We start from the raw sequence: 19,309 nt of genomic DNA, 5'->3' as shown, positions 1-19,309 counted from the left end.
AAAAATTCTGGCGGCTAGTGTACCAGCGTGTCCAAAGAGTCAAAAGATGCAGGGTAACAAATTAACGGGGATCGAGAGCGATCACTACGGTTCCCGTGGCGTTAACGCACCAGCGCACGTTGAAATCGAGCAGCCAGGCAGCGTACTCACGCTCCGGCTCTTCGCCTTTCCGGTAAGCGGGGCGCGGATCCTGTGCCAGAACCTGAGTGATAAAGCGTTCCAGATGCAGGTATTGCCTGCTATGCAGCGCAAGCTGTTGCTGAGCCAGGGGAGAAAACGTTACCGGCATAGCGGCTGCCGGAGCCTGTTGAGCAAAGCCTGCCTGCGCATCCGGTATGGCTTCGGCAAAAGGTAGGTAAGGCTTGATGTCGACGACCGGCGTGCCGTCCACCAGGTCCAGACTCCCCAGCTCCAGCACCACCTCCCCTTTTTCCGTACGGACGCCTTTCAACTCGACCAGCGACATACCAATGGGATTTGGCCGGAAGGTAGAGCGCGTGGCAAAAACGCCCATTCGGGCATTGCCGCCCAGTCTGGGAGGGCGAACGGTCGGCCGCCAGCCGCCTTCCATGGTCTGATGAAAAACAAACAGCAGCCACAGGTGGCTGAACGTTTCCAGTCCACGAACGGCTTCGGGCTGATTATAGGGGGCGCACAGATGGAGTTCTCCGCCGCCATCCTGAATCAGGCCGGGCTGACGGGGAACGGCAAACTTCTCCTTCCAGGGCGAGTGTATGGTGCCGATTTGCTGGAAGGAAAACGCACTCATTGACTGGAAACTTTCAGTGCAGAGCCCTGGCATACGGCCTGACGGTAGCAGCCCTGAGCATTGCTGACGACTTCACACTGATGGACCAGCACCGCATTCGCTTTCATGGCTGATGCGCGGATCTGCATTCTTTTACGGGCGGTATTGAGATTGGGCGGCGAACTCTGTGCCGTTGCCTGACAATCATCACCGTATACTTCGCCCAGATCGCGGAACGGCTTGCTGACCAGATCGCTGGCATCCGTATACAATTTTACCGGAACAGGGCGTGGCTGCGGTTTACTGGCTCCGGACTGAGTTTGCGTCGTCTTCTTAAAGGGTTCGACAGGCTTATAAGGCTTATGCAGCAACGAACACCCTGTCAGCGAGAGGGCTAACAAACAGAGCGGTAAAACACGCATGGGACAATCCTCTGGTTCGGATAAAGTGGGCGTTATTGAAACAAGCCTTCGGGGAAATAACAAGCGCTTAAGAAGGCAAAAGCGGGCATAAGCCCGCTTTTGCACTGTGGAGAGCAGGGGCTGCAGTCGTAACCGCAGAAAGGCCCGCTTACCAGCCTTTAACGGCACCGCCATTGAAAATCTTGTTAGCCGCATCGTTCACTTCGTCAGACTGGTAGGCCTGAACGAATTTCTTCACGTTTTCTGCATCTTTGTTCTCTTCACGCGCCACAATCATATTCACGTAAGGCGAATCTTTATCTTCAACAAAAATACCGTCTTTTGCCGGCGTCAGATTGATCTGGCTGGCATAGGTGGTGTTGATAACAGCCAGCGCGATCTGCTGGTCATCCAGTGAACGTGGCAGCTGAGGGGCTTCCAGCTCAACCAGCTTGATGTTCTTGGGATTCTCAACCACATCCAGAGAGGTTGGCAGCAGGCCGGTACCCTCTTTCAGCTTGATCAGGCCCACTTTCTGCAGCAGCAGCAGTGAACGGCCCAGGTTGGTTGGATCGTTAGGAATAGCAACCTGCGCGCCGTTCTGCAGCTCATCCAGCGATTTGATTTTTTTCGAGTAACCTGCAATCGGGTAAACGAAGGTGTTGCCGACCGACACCAGCTTGTAGCCCCGATCCTTGATCTGCTGATCGAGATAAGGCTTGTGCTGGAAGGCGTTAACGTCGATATCGCCTTTGCTCAGCGCTTCATTCGGCAGAACGTAATCGTTAAAGGTGACCAGCTCAACGTCCAGACCATACTTATCTTTGGCGACCTGCTTAGCCACTTCAGCAACCTGCTGCTCGGCACCCACAATCACACCGACTTTAATATGGTTTGGATCTTTCTCTTTCTGATCGCAACCTACCAGCGCCAGAGTACCAATCAGCGCGCCCACAGCGGCAAATGTTTTAAAGTTAAAAGACATATCCCTTCCTTAATTTCAATGAGCTGTTATTTATGTGTGACAGCACGTGCAATGCGGTCGCCACAGAATTGAATCAAATACACTAAAACAACTAACAACACTAATACCGTATTCATCACCGTTGCGTTATATCCGATATAACCATACTGAATACCGATCTGCCCCAGACCACCGGCGCCTACAGCACCGCCCATCGCAGAGTAGCCGACAAGCGTAATCAGGGTAATAGTCGCGGCGTTAATCAGGCCCGGCAGCGCTTCAGGCAGCAGGACTTTCTTCACTATTTGCAGCGGCGTGGCGCCCATTGCGCGCGAAGCCTCAATCAGGCCGGTTGGCAGTTCCAGCAGCGTATTCTCCACCATGCGGGCAATAAATGGCGCAGCGCCGATGGTCAGCGGCACGATAGCGGCCTGCAGACCAATCGATGTCCCGACAATCATGCGCGTGAATGGAATCATCCAGACCAGCAGAATAATAAAAGGGATAGCGCGGAAGATATTCACCACCGCAGAGAGAAAGCGATAAAGAGAGCGGCTCTCAATAATCTGTCCCGGACGGGTGACATAAAGCAGGACGCCAAGCGGTAAACCCAGCACGAAGCCGAAGAAGCCAGAGACAAAGGTCATGACCAGCGTCTCCCAGACACCCCGGCAGAGAAGAAGGATCATTGCCTCAGACATAACCTAATACCTCAACCTTTACATGATGCTCTTTCAGGAACGTAATCGCCGCCTGGGTGTCGGCGTCGGTACCATGCATTTCGGTAAGCATGATGCCGAACTTCACGCCACCGGCGTAATCCATCTGGGCACTGATAATATTGTTATTCACGTTGAAACGACGAGCCGACTCGGAGAGGAGCGGAGCATCCACAGACTGACCGGTAAATTCCAGGCGCAATAAAGGTACGCTGCCGGACTTATTCTCCGCAGAGAGACGCAGGCTGTAATCTTCCGGAATATCCAGATGCAGCGTGGACTGGATAAACTTCTGCGCCAGAGGCGTCTTGGGATGGGAGAACACTTCGCTAACCGTGTCCTGCTCAATGAGCTGACCGTTGCTGATGACGGCAACCTGATCACAAATGCGTTTCACCACGTCCATCTCATGCGTGATCAGTAAAATGGTGATGCCCAGGCGACGGTTAATGTCTTTCAGCAGTTCAAGGATTGAACGTGTGGTAGCGGGATCGAGCGCGCTGGTGGCTTCATCACACAGCAGGACTTTAGGGTTGGTTGCCAGCGCACGGGCAATGGCCACGCGCTGCTTTTGTCCGCCGGAGAGGTTAGCGGGCCAGGAATCGTGCTTGTCGGCCAGACCAACCAGCTCAAGCAGCTCTTTTACCCGTGCGCTAATCTCGCCGCGTGACAGTTTTCCCAGCTCCAGCGGCAGGGCAACGTTGCCGGCCACGGTGCGTGAATTCATCAGGTTAAAATGTTGGAATATCATGCCAATCTGGCGGCGAGCCTGAGTCAGCTGGCTTTCTGACAGGCTGGTCAACTCCTGGTCGTCAACCAGAACGTTGCCAGAGGTTGGTCGCTCAAGCAGGTTAACGCAGCGGATCAGGGTACTTTTCCCGGCACCCGATGCGCCAATAACGCCATAAATTTGTCCGGCAGGCACGTGCAGGCTGACATCAGACAGCGCGGTGATCGTGCGCGTCCCCTGCTGGAACACTTTGGTGATAGAGTTAAGTTTTATCATTTTATTATCGTAGTGCAGTTATCCGTGGCGTGTATTGAGTGCCTCGCTCGGGGCAAAGGCGAGTGGATGTTAAGGCATCCAGATGGCTAAATCAATCAAAGTCATTCAAACTGCCGTTCTCACCTTACGCGCAATCATGCGATACTCTACGACAACATTAGTAGCAGGAGTTTCTACGTGACAGACAAAGTCCCCGCCATATTTCTGGATCGTGATGGCACGATGAATGTGGATCATGGTTACGTCCATGAGATCGACAACTTTCAGTTTATAGATGGCGCTATTGAGGCGATGCAGGAACTGAAAAAGATGGGTTACGCGCTGGTGATGGTAACTAATCAGTCTGGTATCGCGCGCGGCATGTTCTCTGAAGATACCTTTATGCAGTTGACCGAATGGATGGACTGGTCGCTCGCCGATCGCGATGTCGATCTGGATGGCATCTATTTCTGCCCGCATCATCCTGAAGCAGTAGTAGAAGAGTATCGTCAGCAGTGCGACTGCCGTAAACCAGCGCCGGGCATGCTGCTGGCAGCACAGAAAGAACTGAACATCGATATGGCCGCTTCTTATATGGTTGGCGACAAAATTGATGATGTGCTGGCTGGCAAGGCGGCAGGTGTAGGAATAAATGTATTAGTTCGCAGCGGAAAGCCGGTAACGGAAGAGGGCGAAAAGGCAGCTGATTGGGTAATTAACAGCCTTGCTGACCTGCCTGCACGCATCAAACAGGGCTAAAAAGCAGCGTTCTGCGCGAAGTTTCAGCGGTTGATAAAAAAGTTCAGATTTATGCTTGCCTTCCCACGGCGCATCCCTATAATGCGCCTCCATCGAACGGCAACGAGCAAACGCTCAGCGTGCTGAAAGATGAAGAGAAAATTCCTGATTAAGGGGTTGACTCTGAAAGAGGAAAGCGTAATATACGCCACCTCGCAGTAACGCCTCAGGGTGCTTACCGCAACGCTCTTTAACAATTTATCAGACAATCTGTGTGGGCACTCGCAGGATTGATATCAGCGCCGCAAGGCGCAGAAAATATCAAGTCTTAAGAGTGAACACATAATGAAATTCATTATGAGTGTTTTACACTTGAGCATCGCTTAACTTGTTTAAGCAAATCGAACTTTTAATTGAAGAGTTTGATCATGGCTCAGATTGAACGCTGGCGGCAGGCCTAACACATGCAAGTCGGACGGTAGCACAGAGGAGCTTGCTCTTCGGGTGACGAGTGGCGGACGGGTGAGTAATGTCTGGGAAACTGCCTGATGGAGGGGGATAACTACTGGAAACGGTAGCTAATACCGCATAACCTCGCAAGAGCAAAGTGGGGGACCTTCGGGCCTCACGCCATCGGATGTGCCCAGATGGGATTAGCTAGTAGGTGGGGTAACGGCTCACCTAGGCGACGATCCCTAGCTGGTCTGAGAGGATGACCAGCCACACTGGAACTGAGACACGGTCCAGACTCCTACGGGAGGCAGCAGTGGGGAATATTGCACAATGGGCGCAAGCCTGATGCAGCCATGCCGCGTGTATGAAGAAGGCCTTCGGGTTGTAAAGTACTTTCAGCGGGGAGGAAGGCGGTAAGGTTAATAACCTTACCGATTGACGTTACCCGCAGAAGAAGCACCGGCTAACTCCGTGCCAGCAGCCGCGGTAATACGGAGGGTGCAAGCGTTAATCGGAATTACTGGGCGTAAAGCGCACGCAGGCGGTCTGTCAAGTCAGATGTGAAATCCCCGGGCTTAACCTGGGAACTGCATTTGAAACTGGCAGGCTAGAGTCTTGTAGAGGGGGTAGAATTCCAGGTGTAGCGGTGAAATGCGTAGAGATCTGGAGGAATACCGGTGGCGAAGGCGGCCCCCTGGACAAAGACTGACGCTCAGGTGCGAAAGCGTGGGGAGCAAACAGGATTAGATACCCTGGTAGTCCACGCCGTAAACGATGTCGACTTGGAGGTTGTGCCCTTGAGGCGTGGCTTCCGGAGCTAACGCGTTAAGTCGACCGCCTGGGGAGTACGGCCGCAAGGTTAAAACTCAAATGAATTGACGGGGGCCCGCACAAGCGGTGGAGCATGTGGTTTAATTCGATGCAACGCGAAGAACCTTACCTGGCCTTGACATCCACGGAATTCGGCAGAGATGCCTTAGTGCCTTCGGGAACCGTGAGACAGGTGCTGCATGGCTGTCGTCAGCTCGTGTTGTGAAATGTTGGGTTAAGTCCCGCAACGAGCGCAACCCTTATCCTTTGTTGCCAGCGCGTAATGGCGGGAACTCAAAGGAGACTGCCGGTGACAAACCGGAGGAAGGTGGGGATGACGTCAAGTCATCATGGCCCTTACGGCCAGGGCTACACACGTGCTACAATGGCGCATACAAAGAGAAGCGACCTCGCGAGAGCAAGCGGACCTCATAAAGTGCGTCGTAGTCCGGATCGGAGTCTGCAACTCGACTCCGTGAAGTCGGAATCGCTAGTAATCGTAGATCAGAACGCTACGGTGAATACGTTCCCGGGCCTTGTACACACCGCCCGTCACACCATGGGAGTGGGTTGCAAAAGAAGTAGGTAGCTTAACCTCCGGGAGGGCGCTTACCACTTTGTGATTCATGACTGGGGTGAAGTCGTAACAAGGTAACCGTAGGGGAACCTGCGGTTGGATCACCTCCTTACCTGAAGATACTTTCCCGCGTAGTGTCCACACAGATTGTCTGATGAAAAAGTAACGAGCAGAAAAAACCTCTACAGGCTTGTAGCTCAGGTGGTTAGAGCGCACCCCTGATAAGGGTGAGGTCGGTGGTTCAAGTCCACTCAGGCCTACCAAATTCTTTCCTGTCCCGCGTTGTGACTTCACTTGCATAGCGAGCTGTGCGGCGCGAAGCCACGCCTTGTTCAGAAAAGAATTACATTCCTCCCAAAGAGTGATGTCCTCAACGTGTTTTCCGTAAGGAAAAGAACGTAATCAGTTGAGTGGTAGTAGATGGTCTCTGCAGTAACTGTATGGGGCTATAGCTCAGCTGGGAGAGCGCCTGCCTTGCACGCAGGAGGTCAGCGGTTCGATCCCGCTTAGCTCCACCATGCAGTTTACTCAAAAATACTTCAGAGCGTACCGGCAACGGTGTGCTGCGAAGTATTATGCTCTTTAACAATCCGGAACAAGCTGAAAATTGAAACGACGCGTCGTGTTCATTCTCCGTAATAAGAATGAATAAGCGATGCGTTCGAGTCTCTCAAATGCTTACAACAGACAGTGTTCTTCGGGACGCTTGTGGGTTGTGAGGTTAAGTGACTAAGCGTACACGGTGGATGCCTAGGCAGTCAGAGGCGATGAAGGGCGTGCTAATCTGCGATAAGCGTCGGTAAGGTGATATGAACCGTTATACCCGACGATACCCGAATGGGGAAACCCGGTGCACTCGTGCATCATTGCAGCATGAATACATAGTGCTGCAAGGCGAACCTGGGGAACTGAAACATCTAAGTACCCAGAGGAAAAGAAATCAACCGAGATTCCCCCAGTAGCGGCGAGCGAACGGGGAACAGCCCAGAACCTGAATCAGTTTGTGCAGCAGTGGAAGCGTCTGGAAAGTCGCAGGGTACAGGGTGATACTCCCGTACACGAAGCTGCACTTACTGTGAGTTCGATGAGTAGGGCGGGACACGTGACATCCTGTCTGAATATGGGGGGACCATCCTCCAAGGCTAAATACTCCTGACTGACCGATAGTGAACCAGTACCGTGAGGGAAAGGCGAAAAGAACCCCGGCGAGGGGAGTGAAACAGAACCTGAAACCGTGTACGTACAAGCAGTGGGAGCACCTTCGTGGTGTGACTGCGTACCTTTTGTATAATGGGTCAGCGACTTATATTCTGTAGCAAGGTTAACCGTATAGGGGAGCCGCAGGGAAACCGAGTCTTAACTGGGCGTTAAGTTGCAGGGTATAGACCCGAAACCCGGTGATCTAGCCATGGGCAGGTTGAAGGTTGGGTAACACTAACTGGAGGACCGAACCGACTAATGTTGAAAAATTAGCGGATGACCTGTGGCTGGGGGTGAAAGGCCAATCAAACCGGGAGATAGCTGGTTCTTCCCGAAAGCTATTTAGGTAGCGCCTCGTGAACTCATCTCCGGGGGTAGAGCACTGTTTCGGCTAGGGGGCCATCCCGGCTTACCAACCCGATGCAAACTGCGAATACCGGAGAATGTTATCACGGGAGACACACGGCGGGTGCTAACGTCCGTCGTGAAGAGGGAAACAACCCAGACCGCCAGCTAAGGTCCCAAAGTCATGGTTAAGTGGGAAACGATGTGGGAAGGCACAGACAGCCAGGATGTTGGCTTAGAAGCAGCCATCATTTAAAGAAAGCGTAATAGCTCACTGGTCGAGTCGGCCTGCGCGGAAGATGTAACGGGGCTAAACCATGCACCGAAGCTGCGGCAGCGACACTATGTGTTGTTGGGTAGGGGAGCGTTCTGTAAGCCGTCGAAGGTGGACTGTGAGGTCTGCTGGAGGTATCAGAAGTGCGAATGCTGACATAAGTAACGATAAAGCGGGTGAAAAGCCCGCTCGCCGGAAGACCAAGGGTTCCTGTCCAACGTTAATCGGGGCAGGGTGAGTCGACCCCTAAGGCGAGGCCGAAAGGCGTAGTCGATGGGAAACAGGTTAATATTCCTGTACTCGGTGTTACTGCGAAGGGGGGACGGAGAAGGCTATGTTGGCCGGGCGACGGTTGTCCCGGTTTAAGCGTGTAGGCTTGCGTTCCAGGCAAATCCGGAACGCTTTAAGGCTGAGGCGTGATGACGAGTCACCACGGTGATGAAGCAACAAATGCCCTGCTTCCAGGAAAAGCCTCTAAGCATCAGGTAACACAGAATCGTACCCCAAACCGACACAGGTGGTCAGGTAGAGAATACCAAGGCGCTTGAGAGAACTCGGGTGAAGGAACTAGGCAAAATGGTGCCGTAACTTCGGGAGAAGGCACGCTGGCGCGTAGGTGGAGGGACTTGCTCCCCGAGCTGAAGCCAGTCGAAGATACCAGCTGGCTGCAACTGTTTATTAAAAACACAGCACTGTGCAAACACGAAAGTGGACGTATACGGTGTGACGCCTGCCCGGTGCCGGAAGGTTAATTGATGGGGTTATCCGCAAGGAGAAGCTCTTGATCGAAGCCCCGGTAAACGGCGGCCGTAACTATAACGGTCCTAAGGTAGCGAAATTCCTTGTCGGGTAAGTTCCGACCTGCACGAATGGCGTAATGATGGCCAGGCTGTCTCCACCCGAGACTCAGTGAAATTGAACTCGCTGTGAAGATGCAGTGTACCCGCGGCAAGACGGAAAGACCCCGTGAACCTTTACTACAGCTTGACACTGAACATTGAGCCTTGATGTGTAGGATAGGTGGGAGGCTTTGAAGCGTGGACGCCAGTCTGCGTGGAGCCAACCTTGAAATACCACCCTTTAACGTTTGATGTTCTAACCTGGCGCCGTGATCCGGCGTGGGGACAGTGTCTGGTGGGTAGTTTGACTGGGGCGGTCTCCTCCCAAAGAGTAACGGAGGAGCACGAAGGTTAGCTAATCACGGTCGGACATCGTGAGGTTAGTGCAAAGGCATAAGCTAGCTTGACTGCGAGAGTGACGGCTCGAGCAGGTGCGAAAGCAGGTCTTAGTGATCCGGTGGTTCTGTATGGAAGGGCCATCGCTCAACGGATAAAAGGTACTCCGGGGATAACAGGCTGATACCGCCCAAGAGTTCATATCGACGGCGGTGTTTGGCACCTCGATGTCGGCTCATCACATCCTGGGGCTGAAGTAGGTCCCAAGGGTACGGCTGTTCGCCGTTTAAAGTGGTACGCGAGCTGGGTTTAGAACGTCGTGAGACAGTTCGGTCCCTATCTGCCGTGGGCGCTGGAAGATTGAGAGGGGTTGCTCCTAGTACGAGAGGACCGGAGTGAACGCACCACTGGTGTTCGGGTTGTCATGCCAATGGCACTGCCCGGTAGCTAAGTGCGGAAAAGATAAGCGCTGAAAGCATCTAAGCGCGAAACTTGCCTCGAGATGAATCTTCCCTGGGTCCTTGAGACCCCTGAAGGGACGTTGAAGACTACGACGTTGATAGGCCGGGTGTGTAAGCGCAGCGATGCGTTGAGCTAACCGGTACTAATGACCCGTGAGGCTTAACCTTACAACACCAGAAGCGTTCTGGTGAGCGTCTGAGAGACGCAACAGAGATTTTCAGCTTGTGACGGATTGATTTGCGCGGCCTGGGAGGGCGGCGTGAATGACAGAATCTGCCTGGCGGCTTTAGCGCGGTGGTCCCACCTGACCCCATGCCGAACTCAGAAGTGAAACGCCGTAGCGCCGATGGTAGTGTGGGGTCTCCCCATGCGAGAGTAGGGAACTGCCAGGCATTAATTTAGATCCTCCGGGATCATGACCTTCCGGTGACGCGGAAAGGGCGAAACACCTGAAATCAGAAGCATTTTTCTGAAGTCAGTACAGAATCGGTGGAGCGGTAGTTCAGTTGGTTAGAATACCTGCCTGTCACGCAGGGGGTCGCGGGTTCGAGCCCCGTCCGTTCCGCCACTTAACATGAGGCCCTGAGTCATAAGACTCAGGGCTTTTTTGTATGCAAAATCTGAACGACAGTGTTCATAATCCCCTCAACTGGCTAAACCGTCTCCACTTCCTTAAGCACCCTGATTGCCATTTTCGATCCACTCGCCCAGGAAATCGATAAACGAGCGGATCCGCATATTGACCGCCCGGTCACTGTAATAGACGGCGTTAAACGGCATCTCTATGGGCAGTACTCTGTCCGCAAAGATCTCCACCAGCGTTCCGTCAGCTATCTCCCGATCGATCATAAAGTCAGAGAGACAGGCGATACCGTTCCCGGTAAGGCAGAGATATTTAAGCGTTTCGCCGCTGTTGGAAGTGCAGGAAGGGGAAATATCGTAAAGTTCACCGTCACTTTTGGCGACTGGCCAGCGGTTGAGGTGTAAGGGCTCTACAAAGCCCAGACAGGCATGGTTTATCAGATCCTCAGGCGTCTGCGGGACCCCGTTTTGCTGAAGATAAGCCGGGCTGGCAATAATTCTGCGGTAACTGTTAAAAAGGTGACGGGCGCGAAGGCTGGAGTCAGTCAGGTTACCGGCCCTGATCGCCACGTCTACTTTCCTTTCAATCAGATTAATAAAAGTCTCAGAAGAGACCAGCGACAGCGTGACTTCCGGATAACGTTCGCGGTAAGACTTGATCATGGGCATCAGCAGATGCAGCACCACGGGCGTTGCTGCATCAATTCTCAGCACGCCCTGCGGCATCAGTCGCTGCTCAATCAGCTCATTTTCAGCCGCTGCCATCTCCTGCAGAATAAACTGCACGCGACGGAAATATGTTTCCCCCTCTTGCGTCAGTTTGATCTGACGGGTAGTGCGTGTAAGCAGCTCAACACCTAACTTATTCTCCAGCTTTTTCACCGTACGACTCACGGCAGAATTCGCCATCTCCAGCTGTTCTGCCGCACGACTGAAACTGCCATTTTCTACCACGGCGACAAAAATAGTCAGTTCTTCTGAGGTACTCTTCACTGTTGCTCCCGCAGCAAAACTCTGTATGCATTTTAGATCTTTTTGTTATTGAAGCATGCGCTGAAACCGTGCGCCAGTACAGGGGACGGTAAAAGAAAGTGATAAGGCTCAGCAAAGGGTGATGTTGCTACAGAAATAGTGAAAGCGGCATAAGGTACAGCTACTCTCTTTTAAAAATACAACGGCGTAACCTGAGTAAAAACCCGGCGGTTCAGCGTATGCTTTCCGGAGCGGTGCCGGGGAGCTGTTTGCATTTGTTTACTGACTGGCATGAGTTATTAGTCTGATCCGATTGAAACTCAGCGGTAAAGCCCCTATAACTGAATGACACTATGATTCATTCAGCAGTTGCTAAGGCCCGGTAGAGTGCGAAAGAAGACCTATGCCATGAGATATGTAGCAGGGCAGCCAGCGGAACGTATTTTTCCGCCCGGTGCAATGCTGCACGTCGGCAAAGCCTTGCCGCCCGGAGCGCCGCTGACCAGCGAATCCACGCTGCGTGTGCTGGTATGGAATATTTTCAAACAGCAGCGTGCTGAGTGGCTCTCCGTGCTGCAAAATTTTGGTAAGGACGCGCATCTGGTTCTGTTACAGGAAGCGCAAACCACGCCGGAGTTGGTGCGTTTTGCCACCACTAACTATCTGGCTGCCGATCAGGTGCCGGCATTTGTCCTGCCACAGCATCCTTCCGGCGTTATGACGCTGGCCTCCGCCCATCCTGTTTACTGCTGCCCGCTGCGCGAGCGCGAACCTTTGTTGAGGTTGGCGAAATCCGCGCTGGTCACCGCTTATCCCTTACCTAACAACGAAATGCTGATGGTAGTGAATATTCATGCCGTCAATTTCAGCCTGGGAATTGATGTCTACAGCAAACAGCTGGGGCCGATAGGCGAACAGATTATCCATCATAATGGCCCGGTGATCATGGCCGGAGATTTTAATGCGTGGAGCCGCCAGCGTATTAATGCCCTGTATACCTTTGCCCGCGACATGGGGCTGGAAGAGGTCAACTTCACAGACGGCCACCGGCGGAAAGCGTTCGGGCGTCCTTTAGATTTTGTTTTTTATCGCGGAATGGGCGTGGCTGAAGCCTCCGTGCTGGTGACCCGCGCCTCCGATCATAATCCCCTACTCGTTGAATTCCATCCCGGTAAGCCTGCGCTCCTCTAGGAAATGTCTGGCCTGCCGTCACGGGCAGGTCATTCCATCGCTCTGCCCACCACTCAAAACCATCAGTAAGGAACGCAGAGATATGACATCACATCATCATGATAACGTCGACAAACAGTTTGGTGACCAGGCCAGCGCTTATCTGAACAGCGAAGTGCATGCCAGCGGGCATGATTTGCTCCGTTTAGGTGAACGCCTGTTTGCGGAGAAGGAGGCCCGGGTACTCGATTTAGGTTGTGGTGGTGGGCATGCCAGCTATGTAGCCGCGCAGCATGTTAAAAGCGTAGTGGCTTACGATCTTTCGGCAAAAATGTTGAGCGTCGTCGCTCAGACTGCCAAAGAGCGGGGTTATGAACACCTGACAACTCAGCAAGGCTATGCAGAATACCTGCCTTTTGAAGAGGAGAGTTTTGATATCGTTATCAGCCGCTATTCTGCCCACCACTGGCATGATGTGGGGAGGGCACTGCGCGAGGTTAAGCGAGTCCTGAAGCCAGGCGGGAAGGTTATCTTTATCGATGTGAATGCGCCGGGCAACGCAGTGCTGGATATCTGGTTACAAACCGTTGAAGCGCTGCGGGACACTTCTCACGTTCGTGATTATAACCCCGGCGAGTGGCTGACAATGTTTACTGAAGCGGGGCTGGCAATCAGCGGCGTCAGCCACCACCGCCTGCAGCTGGAATTCAGCAGCTGGATTGAGCGCATGCGCACACCAGCCGTGATGGTGGCCGCTATTCGCGCCTATCAGCAATCAGCTTCTGAGGAAGTACAGCGTTACTATGCTCAGCAGCCTGATGGCAGTTTCAGTACGGATGTTATTTTTATCGAAGCGTTTAAGCCCTGAATCAGGCGGCCCCTTACCGGGGCCGTTATTACACCAGGGCCACCGCCCGAATCGGCGAGGCTGACGCGCCCTTGATCCTCAGCGGCAGCGCCATAAAGATAAACTCCGTCGGCAGGCTTTTCAGGTTTGCCAGATTCTCAATTATCAGGCAATCCGCGCCCAGCACCGCAAGGTGAGCGGGGTGCTCTTCATTACTGTAGCGATCCAGTGACATGGCATCCGTTCCAAAAACCGTCACGCCTTTCTCAATAAGATAACCAGCCCCTTCTCCTGAAAGCCCCGGCCAGTTTTGTAAAAAGGCAGCCTGATGGGGGCGGCATCGCCATTTTTCATCGTAACCCGTGCGAAAAATCACAATATCCTGAGCGAGGATCCCACCATTGTCCGCTTCCCAGCGCTGGATCATCTCACGGGTAATGTCGGCGTTTTCAGCCAGATGAGACATATCCAGACAGCGCCCGCGCCCGGTCAGCTGCTGCACATCCACCTGCTCAATACTCTTGCCCCCTTCAATAAAGTGCACGGGTGCGTCAACGTGCGTACCGCAGTGATCGCCCAGACTTAGCTGGCAGTTATAATTGCCATCACCAGCGCTGTAATCCTCCGCACGGCTGCAGAAAAACTTCCCGTGCGTGGGCCACACCGGCATAAATTCCTCATACAGATGATTCAGCTCAATGAGGCGGCGTTGACGCAATAGAGTAATCAGATCGCTGGTCATATCAGGCCTTTTTCAGGATAACGGTTTCTTTAATAAACCAGAGTGGTGCGCAGGAGAGCAGCAGCACGCCGACAATCACCATATAGTGAACGGTGAAGCCATAACTATGAATAATCCATCCGCTGACCGGGGCGACCAGAATACCGGCAATCCCCACCGCCAGGCCAATCATCAGACCCATGCTGGAAGCAGCCGCGCGGGGTGAAGAGTCGATCAGTAAAGCGTAGGCAACGGGGTAGGGAGAGTTGCGGAACAGCCCCCAGAAGATCAGGATTGCCCAGCCCAGCGCGGCAGAATGGATAAACATGCAAAGGGCAGCGGCCAGGATCCAGCCAGCGATAATAAAGCTCAGCGATCGTTTACGGCCTTTCACGTCTGAAAAGCTGCCCCACAAAATCTGACCTATCCAGCCGGTAAGGCCGGAAGCGCCTGAGATAATGGCCGCCGTTGAAAGATCCAGGCCCACTTCACGGGTCAACTGCAAAGTCAGGAAGTTGGCGATGCCCATTTCCGCCCAGGTAAAGCCAAAAATCAGGACTATCGCCAGCTGGCAGTTACGGTTTTTCAGGCAGGAGAGCGCATTGCCCCAGAGAGAAGCGTTCTCTACGGTTTGCTGTAAGGAGTCAGTAACTGGCGGCGTCAGGTTATTATCAAGGATCCAGTCATTGACCTTCTGGTGATTCTTGCGGGTACCGATAATCAGCTGGGCGACTAATATTGCCAGGCCAATCAGCGGAATAAACAGAAACGCTTCACGCCAGGTTGCAAAAGCGAGAATTGCCGCAATCAGGATGGGGCCGATAAATTGCCCCAGCGGGAAACCGGTATGATGTACACCAATAGCAAATCCCCGGTTCTCTTTCTGCCACCATTCACCCAGCAGCGCGACATTAATGGGTTCCGAGCCACCGGTGCCCATGCCCATTGCCACTCTGAGCGCCTGAAACGCCCCAAATGACTTACAGAACGCGGTAGCAATACCCGAGACAATTTCCACCAGCACGGCCACACACCAGCTGTAACAGCGTTTATGGCCGGTGCCAACCCAGTCAGAAAAGAGGCCAAATACCACTGCGCCAGTCAGAGTGCCCACAAAACTCAGGGAATTAAGCCAGCCCGCCTGAACTTCAGTCAGATGAAAAGAGGTCATGATAGCGGGAAGCAGCGTCGGCAGAATAATCCTGTCGATAGAGTTCATCAGGATCGCCAGCGTGGTGATAACCAGCATCCACCAGGAGAGAGGGTGCGCTCTGGGCAGCAGGCGCATCAGCCCACGCCTGGGGGCCTGTTCTCCAGTAGCGCCTTTTGCTTCTTCAGTCGTTTGTCGTGAAGCCAGTTCAGAAGAGGGGAGAGTCATATCTGGTGCCTTTCAGTGTCATGGTCATCTGCAGTCGCCATCATTAAGCGGCCTGCGCCCTGGTTATCGTTGTTGTTGTTATGTTTGTAATGCCGGGGTGATCAAAAAGTAAACAAGCTGATAACATAGACAGTGAGATTACTACCATACAAGAGGCGGTGTGCTGATACTGGATCTTGATCACAGTTGTACGGGGAAGTTTGCCGAAAGCGCAGAGAGGGTCACAGAGCGTTTGCAGGAGAGCGGGAAGAATTAATACATAAAAAAAGCCAATCCGTAGATTGGCTTTTATCGGTCAGCAGAGACCTTAACTGTCTGGCGTGGTAGTGGTGTTCACAAACAGTGTCAGCTTATCGCCTGGCTGTAGCGTGGAGGCGTCGCTGTTATTCCAACGCACCACATCTTTGATGTTCACACCGTGCCCTTTAGCAATGCTGGCCAGAGAATCACCTTTACGCACTTTATAGGTGATGCTGTTGCCATTATCGGCCAGTTTGGTTGCGTTACCGCTTCCGCCCGTGCTCAGGGTCTGTCCCGGTTTGATGCTTGCGCCACGCAGGTTATTGGCGCGCTGCAGATCTTTCACCGTCACGTTCAGACGTTTTGCGATGCCTGACAGGGTATCGCCATTGCGAACCTTGTAAGAACCGGCGGTGGTATTGTTCGCCAACGCCGTTGGCTGTACCGCCGCTATATCGCCTGTTGCCAGCGAGTTGCGTAACTTAGCCACGTTCGACTTCGGCACCATGATGTATTGAGGACCACCTTTTGGTGCTGTCGTTCCGCGCTTGTAGCCCGCGTTATAGCTTTTCAGCTTACTCAGTGACATGCCCGACATCTCGGCCGCCTGCGTCAGCTCAATCTGCTGGCCTACTTCCACGCGTGCCAGAGCACGTGATTCGTTAGGCGCCGGCAGACGAACACCGTAACGCTTGTTGTTCTTCAGGATTTCACCCAAAGCCAACATTTTTGGCACGTAGATGGTGGTTTCACGCGGCAGCGATAAGTGCCAGAAATCCGTGGGTTTCCCGCGGGCTTTATTGACCTTTACCGCTTTCATGACGCGTCCTTCACCGCTGTTATAGGCGGCAATGGTCAGTAACCAGTCGCCGTCAAACATCTTGTTCAGACGTTCCATCATGTCCAGCGCAACCTTGGTGGAAGCCACGACATCGCGACGTCCGTCATACCACTGGTTCTGCTTGAGACCATAATTTCGCCCCGTCTGCGGTACAATCTGCCAGATGCCTGCGGCATTGGCGGCTGAGGTCGCATGGGGGTCAAAAGCGCTCTCCACTATGGGTAGTAGTACTAGTTCCATCGGCATCTTACGTTTCTTAATCTGCTCGACTATCCAGTACATATACGGCTCTGCCCGTAATGTTACATCGTGGAGATAGCTCTTGTTTCTTAAATATTTTTGCTTTTGTTCGCGTATCCGGGGGTTTTCCGGAACCTTCATCTTCAGCTCGGTACTGATGAGATTCCACAAATCTTGATCCTGCGTAAGGCGGGTTCCATCATCCTGCCAGCGCGGTGATAACAACCGATCTGTGTCCTGCTCTGCTTCATTCTGACCTGCTGAAGACAAACTCTGTGCATGCTGCTCGGGAACGTTGGTGTCATGCTTCGACGCCTGGCAACCCACCAGCAAGACCGAGGCGAGTAATATCGCTTTAGCCTTCATGTGTGTGTCATTCTTCGCTTAAAAGACGAGCAACTATACTTGCTCGTCTATAGCAACACAACCCGAAAAATCAAAAACGGTCTTTCTTCTCGCGTAGAGTTGCAAATACTTGCCATTCATGTTGTGGAGATGTTTCATAACCGATTTGTCGTTGCAATTCATGCTCTTGAGTTCTCAGAAAAACATTTATTCGTCGCTCTGTGGCCAGCTTTGTGGGCAGGGAAACCTGCTTTTTTGCCCGTAACTCTTTAATTTCACGGTAATAGCTCGCTATCTCGCTATCCCCAGGAAAAAGGGCATGTGAAAAGGTCAAATTTGATAATGTGTATTCATGCGCGCAACAAACCAGCGTGTCGTCAGGAAGCTCTTTAAGCTTTTGAAATGATTCAAACATTTGCTCAGGTGTTCCCTCGAACAAACGTCCGCAGCCGCCAGAGAACAGAGTATCGCCACAGAAAAGATAAGGGGCACTAAAATATGAGATATGTCCTAAAGTGTGGCCGGGGGTATGAAAGACGCAAAAAGTGCTACCGAGCAGGGTAAAGCTATCTCCTTCAACAACAATTTCCGTCGCGCCTTTGTCAGCTGTTTCCTGCGGGCCATACACCACTAAATGAGGATATCTCGCTACCAGCGTTTTCACGCCATCGGTGTGGTCGTGATGATGATGTGTCAGAAGAATCGCTACCGGCTGCCACTGATTTTTTTCCAGTACCGAGAGCACCGGAGCCGCTTCGCCTGGGTCAACGATCAGGCACTCTCCCCGGTCGTTATTTAATGTCCAGATGTAGTTATCCTGAAGTGCCGGAATGCTGGTAAGATTCATCATCGCCTCTGAATTGCCCGAAATGGAAAGAAGATGGTAAAGCATGAAGCCCGCTAAAACACGCCAAATTCGTCAGGTACCTGACTCCTGGGCCGATATCCCCTGGGGAGAGTTTTACCGCGATGCCCTCAACAAACACCTGCAGCCCTGCCTCGCCCGGATGTATGGCTTTCACCTGCTGAAAGTGGGGCCGCTGAGTGCGGAGATCGACACGGAAAACTGTGCTATCTCCCATCAGGTTAGCGTGGGATTAAGCGGTGAGCCGCTGCAGGTCAGGGCCGATCCCATCAGCCTGCCTTTTGAGTCAAAGTCCGTTGATGCCTGCCTGCTGGCTCACTGCCTGGCCTGGAGCAGCGATCCGCACCGTATCCTGCGGGAAGTCGATCGGGTCCTGATAGATGATGGCTGGATTATTATTAGCGGCTTCAACCCCTTCAGCGTGCTGGGCATTGGCAAGCTGATCCCCGGTATTCATCGACGTATACCCTGGAACAGCCGGATGTTTACCCAGATGCGGTTAATGGACTGGCTCAGCCTGTTGAACTACGAAGTGGTACAGCGCACCCGTTTTCAGGTGGTGCCCTGGAACCGTCAGGGCGGGAAGGTGATCAGTACGCATTTTCCTGCGCTTGGCTGCCTGAGCATCATTGTGGCCCGCAAGCGTACCTTCCCGCTGATCATTAACCCAGCCAGGAAGGCCGCCGCTAAGCAAAGATTAAGCCAGGCCGTCGGGGCCACCCGTCAGTTTCGCACAGGAGCAGGGCATCAGGATCCGGACTGATAGCCGATATCTTCAAACGCCGGGCTGCCAGCTGCCGCCCGGGCCAGCACATCACAGCGCTCGTTCTCCTCGTGGCCCGCATGGCCTTTTACCCATTCCCATTTGATTTGATGATGGCTTAATGCGCTGTCCAGTCTTTTCCACAGGTCGACATTTTTCACCGGCTTTTTATCGGCGGTTTTCCAGCCACGTTTTTTCCAGTTATGGATCCAGCTGGTAATGCCCTGGCGAACATACTGGCTGTCCGTACTGAGCACCACTTCGCAGGGCTGCGACAGCGCTTCAAGCGCCACGATAGCCGCCATCAGCTCCATGCGGTTATTGGTGGTAAGAAAATAGCCGGCACTGAACGTTTTTTCGTGCTTGCCGTAGCGCAAAATTGCGCCATAGCCGCCTGGGCCGGGGTTACCGAGGCAGGAACCGTCGGTGAATATTTCTACCTGCTTGGTCATTTCTGGTGGGATCTCTGCGTAAAAACGGCAAGTCTGACATAA

15 protein-coding genes, 3 tRNA genes and 3 rRNA genes are annotated in these 19,309 nt (G+C 53.1%); 10 read left to right on the top strand and 11 right to left on the bottom strand.

Features of this window, described 5'->3' with window-relative positions:
• Nucleotides 1-61: 61 nt before the first annotated feature.
• The 5 genes from tsaA to metN all read right to left on the bottom strand — a co-directional run bounded on the left by tsaA (nucleotide 62) and on the right by metN (nucleotide 3,838).
• On the bottom strand, nucleotides 62-769 hold the full coding sequence (tsaA, locus tag Q3V30_RS17160) for a tRNA (N6-threonylcarbamoyladenosine(37)-N6)-methyltransferase TrmO (protein WP_306207763.1): 708 nt from the start codon (nucleotides 767-769) through the stop codon (nucleotides 62-64).
• On the bottom strand, nucleotides 766-1,170 hold the full coding sequence (gene rcsF / locus Q3V30_RS17155) for an Rcs stress response system protein RcsF (RefSeq protein ID WP_306207760.1): 405 nt from the start codon (nucleotides 1,168-1,170) through the stop codon (nucleotides 766-768). Before rcsF ends, tsaA begins: the two co-directional genes overlap by 4 nt.
• A gap of 148 nt (nucleotides 1,171-1,318) precedes the next feature.
• Nucleotides 1,319-2,134, bottom strand: a complete 816-nt coding sequence (locus Q3V30_RS17150) for a MetQ/NlpA family lipoprotein (RefSeq protein WP_306207758.1) — start codon at nucleotides 2,132-2,134, stop codon at nucleotides 1,319-1,321.
• A gap of 26 nt (nucleotides 2,135-2,160) precedes the next feature.
• Nucleotides 2,161-2,814 carry a methionine ABC transporter permease MetI gene (locus Q3V30_RS17145; RefSeq protein ID WP_306207756.1) on the bottom strand — a complete coding sequence of 218 codons (654 nt, stop codon included), beginning with the start codon at nucleotides 2,812-2,814 and terminating at the stop codon, nucleotides 2,161-2,163.
• Nucleotides 2,807-3,838: a methionine ABC transporter ATP-binding protein MetN gene (gene metN / locus Q3V30_RS17140; RefSeq protein ID WP_306207754.1), complete on the bottom strand. Its 1,032-nt coding sequence runs from the start codon at nucleotides 3,836-3,838 to the stop codon at nucleotides 2,807-2,809. The genes Q3V30_RS17145 and metN overlap by 8 nt, the downstream gene beginning before the upstream one ends.
• 177 nt (nucleotides 3,839-4,015) lie before the next feature.
• Between metN and gmhB the strand changes: the two genes are divergently transcribed.
• From gmhB to Q3V30_RS17105, 7 genes are all read left to right on the top strand, one after another.
• Entirely contained in the window at nucleotides 4,016-4,576 is a 561-nt protein-coding gene (gene gmhB, locus Q3V30_RS17135) for a D-glycero-beta-D-manno-heptose 1,7-bisphosphate 7-phosphatase (RefSeq protein WP_306207752.1), read from the top strand.
• Between the two features lie 389 nt (nucleotides 4,577-4,965).
• Nucleotides 4,966-6,507, top strand: a 16S ribosomal RNA gene (locus Q3V30_RS17130).
• Nucleotides 6,508-6,581: 74 nt separating this feature from the next.
• Nucleotides 6,582-6,658: transfer RNA gene (locus Q3V30_RS17125), tRNA-Ile, on the top strand.
• 179 nt (nucleotides 6,659-6,837) lie between these two features.
• A tRNA-Ala gene (locus tag Q3V30_RS17120) sits at nucleotides 6,838-6,913 on the top strand.
• 201 nt (nucleotides 6,914-7,114) lie between these two features.
• Nucleotides 7,115-10,018, top strand: a 23S ribosomal RNA gene (locus Q3V30_RS17115).
• 109 nt (nucleotides 10,019-10,127) lie between these two features.
• Nucleotides 10,128-10,243: ribosomal RNA gene (gene rrf / locus Q3V30_RS17110) — 5S ribosomal RNA — on the top strand.
• Together the 16S, 23S and 5S rRNA genes with 3 tRNA genes alongside form the textbook arrangement of a ribosomal RNA operon.
• Nucleotides 10,244-10,342: 99 nt before the next feature.
• Nucleotides 10,343-10,419: transfer RNA gene (locus tag Q3V30_RS17105), tRNA-Asp, on the top strand.
• A 104-nt stretch (nucleotides 10,420-10,523) separates the two neighbouring features.
• Here the strand turns inward: Q3V30_RS17105 and yafC are convergent.
• Complete coding sequence (gene yafC, locus Q3V30_RS17100; RefSeq protein ID WP_306207750.1) at nucleotides 10,524-11,426, bottom strand: DNA-binding transcriptional regulator YafC; 903 nt, start codon at nucleotides 11,424-11,426, stop codon at nucleotides 10,524-10,526.
• A 366-nt stretch (nucleotides 11,427-11,792) separates the two neighbouring features.
• Between yafC and Q3V30_RS17095 the strand changes: the two genes are divergently transcribed.
• Nucleotides 11,793-12,596, top strand: a complete 804-nt coding sequence (locus Q3V30_RS17095) for an endonuclease/exonuclease/phosphatase family protein (RefSeq protein WP_306207747.1) — start codon at nucleotides 11,793-11,795, stop codon at nucleotides 12,594-12,596.
• Nucleotides 12,597-12,678: 82 nt separating this feature from the next.
• On the top strand, nucleotides 12,679-13,443 hold the full coding sequence (locus tag Q3V30_RS17090; protein ID WP_306207746.1) for a class I SAM-dependent methyltransferase: 765 nt from the start codon (nucleotides 12,679-12,681) through the stop codon (nucleotides 13,441-13,443).
• Nucleotides 13,444-13,471: 28 nt separating this feature from the next.
• Here the strand turns inward: Q3V30_RS17090 and Q3V30_RS17085 are convergent, their stop codons facing one another.
• The 4 genes from Q3V30_RS17085 to gloB form a co-directional block, all read right to left on the bottom strand.
• Nucleotides 13,472-14,164 carry a cyclase family protein gene (locus Q3V30_RS17085; RefSeq protein WP_306207744.1) on the bottom strand — a complete coding sequence of 231 codons (693 nt, stop codon included), beginning with the start codon at nucleotides 14,162-14,164 and terminating at the stop codon, nucleotides 13,472-13,474.
• A 1-nt stretch (nucleotide 14,165) separates the two neighbouring features.
• The gene (locus tag Q3V30_RS17080) at nucleotides 14,166-15,521 is read right to left on the bottom strand and encodes an MFS transporter (protein ID WP_306207741.1); all 1,356 of its coding nucleotides are present in this window, start codon (nucleotides 15,519-15,521) and stop codon (nucleotides 14,166-14,168) included.
• Between the two features lie 307 nt (nucleotides 15,522-15,828).
• Entirely contained in the window at nucleotides 15,829-17,208 is a 1,380-nt protein-coding gene (mltD, locus tag Q3V30_RS17075; protein WP_306207738.1) for a murein transglycosylase D, read from the bottom strand.
• 70 nt (nucleotides 17,209-17,278) lie between these two features.
• Nucleotides 17,279-18,034 (bottom strand): hydroxyacylglutathione hydrolase, encoded by a 756-nt coding sequence (gene gloB, locus Q3V30_RS17070; RefSeq protein ID WP_306213235.1) that lies wholly within the window; start codon nucleotides 18,032-18,034, stop codon nucleotides 17,279-17,281.
• Nucleotides 18,035-18,077: 43 nt separating this feature from the next.
• Between gloB and Q3V30_RS17065 the strand changes: the two genes are divergently transcribed.
• A complete protein-coding gene (locus Q3V30_RS17065) occupies nucleotides 18,078-18,815 on the top strand; it encodes a class I SAM-dependent methyltransferase (RefSeq protein WP_306207737.1) in 738 nt (245 codons plus the stop codon).
• Here the strand turns inward: Q3V30_RS17065 and rnhA are convergent.
• Nucleotides 18,800-19,267, bottom strand: a complete 468-nt coding sequence (gene rnhA / locus Q3V30_RS17060; protein WP_306207734.1) for a ribonuclease HI — start codon at nucleotides 19,265-19,267, stop codon at nucleotides 18,800-18,802. The two genes, Q3V30_RS17065 and rnhA, sit on opposite strands and share 16 nt — an antisense overlap.
• Nucleotides 19,268-19,309 lie beyond the last annotated feature (42 nt).

The sequence above is a fragment of the Erwinia pyri genome, from assembly GCF_030758455.1.
Classification (GTDB): Bacteria; Pseudomonadota; Gammaproteobacteria; order Enterobacterales; family Enterobacteriaceae; genus Erwinia; species Erwinia pyri.
Note: the sequence above shows the minus strand (reverse complement) of the source record. Positions and strands in the feature narration are given on the sequence as shown.

What these genes read in the sequence shown, in the direction of transcription:
- mltD (WP_306207738.1), bottom strand. Translation starts at nt 17,208, where the DNA reads ATGAAGGCTAAAGCGATATTACTCGCCTCGGTCTTGCTGGTGGGTTGC.
- Q3V30_RS17145 (WP_306207756.1), bottom strand. Translation starts at nt 2,814, where the DNA reads ATGTCTGAGGCAATGATCCTTCTTCTCTGCCGGGGTGTCTGGGAGACG.
- Q3V30_RS17150 (WP_306207758.1), bottom strand. Translation starts at nt 2,134, where the DNA reads ATGTCTTTTAACTTTAAAACATTTGCCGCTGTGGGCGCGCTGATTGGT.
- rcsF (WP_306207760.1), bottom strand. Translation starts at nt 1,170, where the DNA reads ATGCGTGTTTTACCGCTCTGTTTGTTAGCCCTCTCGCTGACAGGGTGT.
- Q3V30_RS17065 (WP_306207737.1), top strand. Translation starts at nt 18,078, where the DNA reads ATGAAGCCCGCTAAAACACGCCAAATTCGTCAGGTACCTGACTCCTGG.
- gloB (WP_306213235.1), bottom strand. Translation starts at nt 18,034, where the DNA reads ATGAATCTTACCAGCATTCCGGCACTTCAGGATAACTACATCTGGACA.
- Q3V30_RS17085 (WP_306207744.1), bottom strand. Translation starts at nt 14,164, where the DNA reads ATGACCAGCGATCTGATTACTCTATTGCGTCAACGCCGCCTCATTGAG.
- Q3V30_RS17090 (WP_306207746.1), top strand. Translation starts at nt 12,679, where the DNA reads ATGACATCACATCATCATGATAACGTCGACAAACAGTTTGGTGACCAG.
- rnhA (WP_306207734.1), bottom strand. Translation starts at nt 19,267, where the DNA reads ATGACCAAGCAGGTAGAAATATTCACCGACGGTTCCTGCCTCGGTAAC.
- tsaA (WP_306207763.1), bottom strand. Translation starts at nt 769, where the DNA reads ATGAGTGCGTTTTCCTTCCAGCAAATCGGCACCATACACTCGCCCTGG.
- metN (WP_306207754.1), bottom strand. Translation starts at nt 3,838, where the DNA reads ATGATAAAACTTAACTCTATCACCAAAGTGTTCCAGCAGGGGACGCGC.
- Q3V30_RS17080 (WP_306207741.1), bottom strand. Translation starts at nt 15,521, where the DNA reads ATGACTCTCCCCTCTTCTGAACTGGCTTCACGACAAACGACTGAAGAA.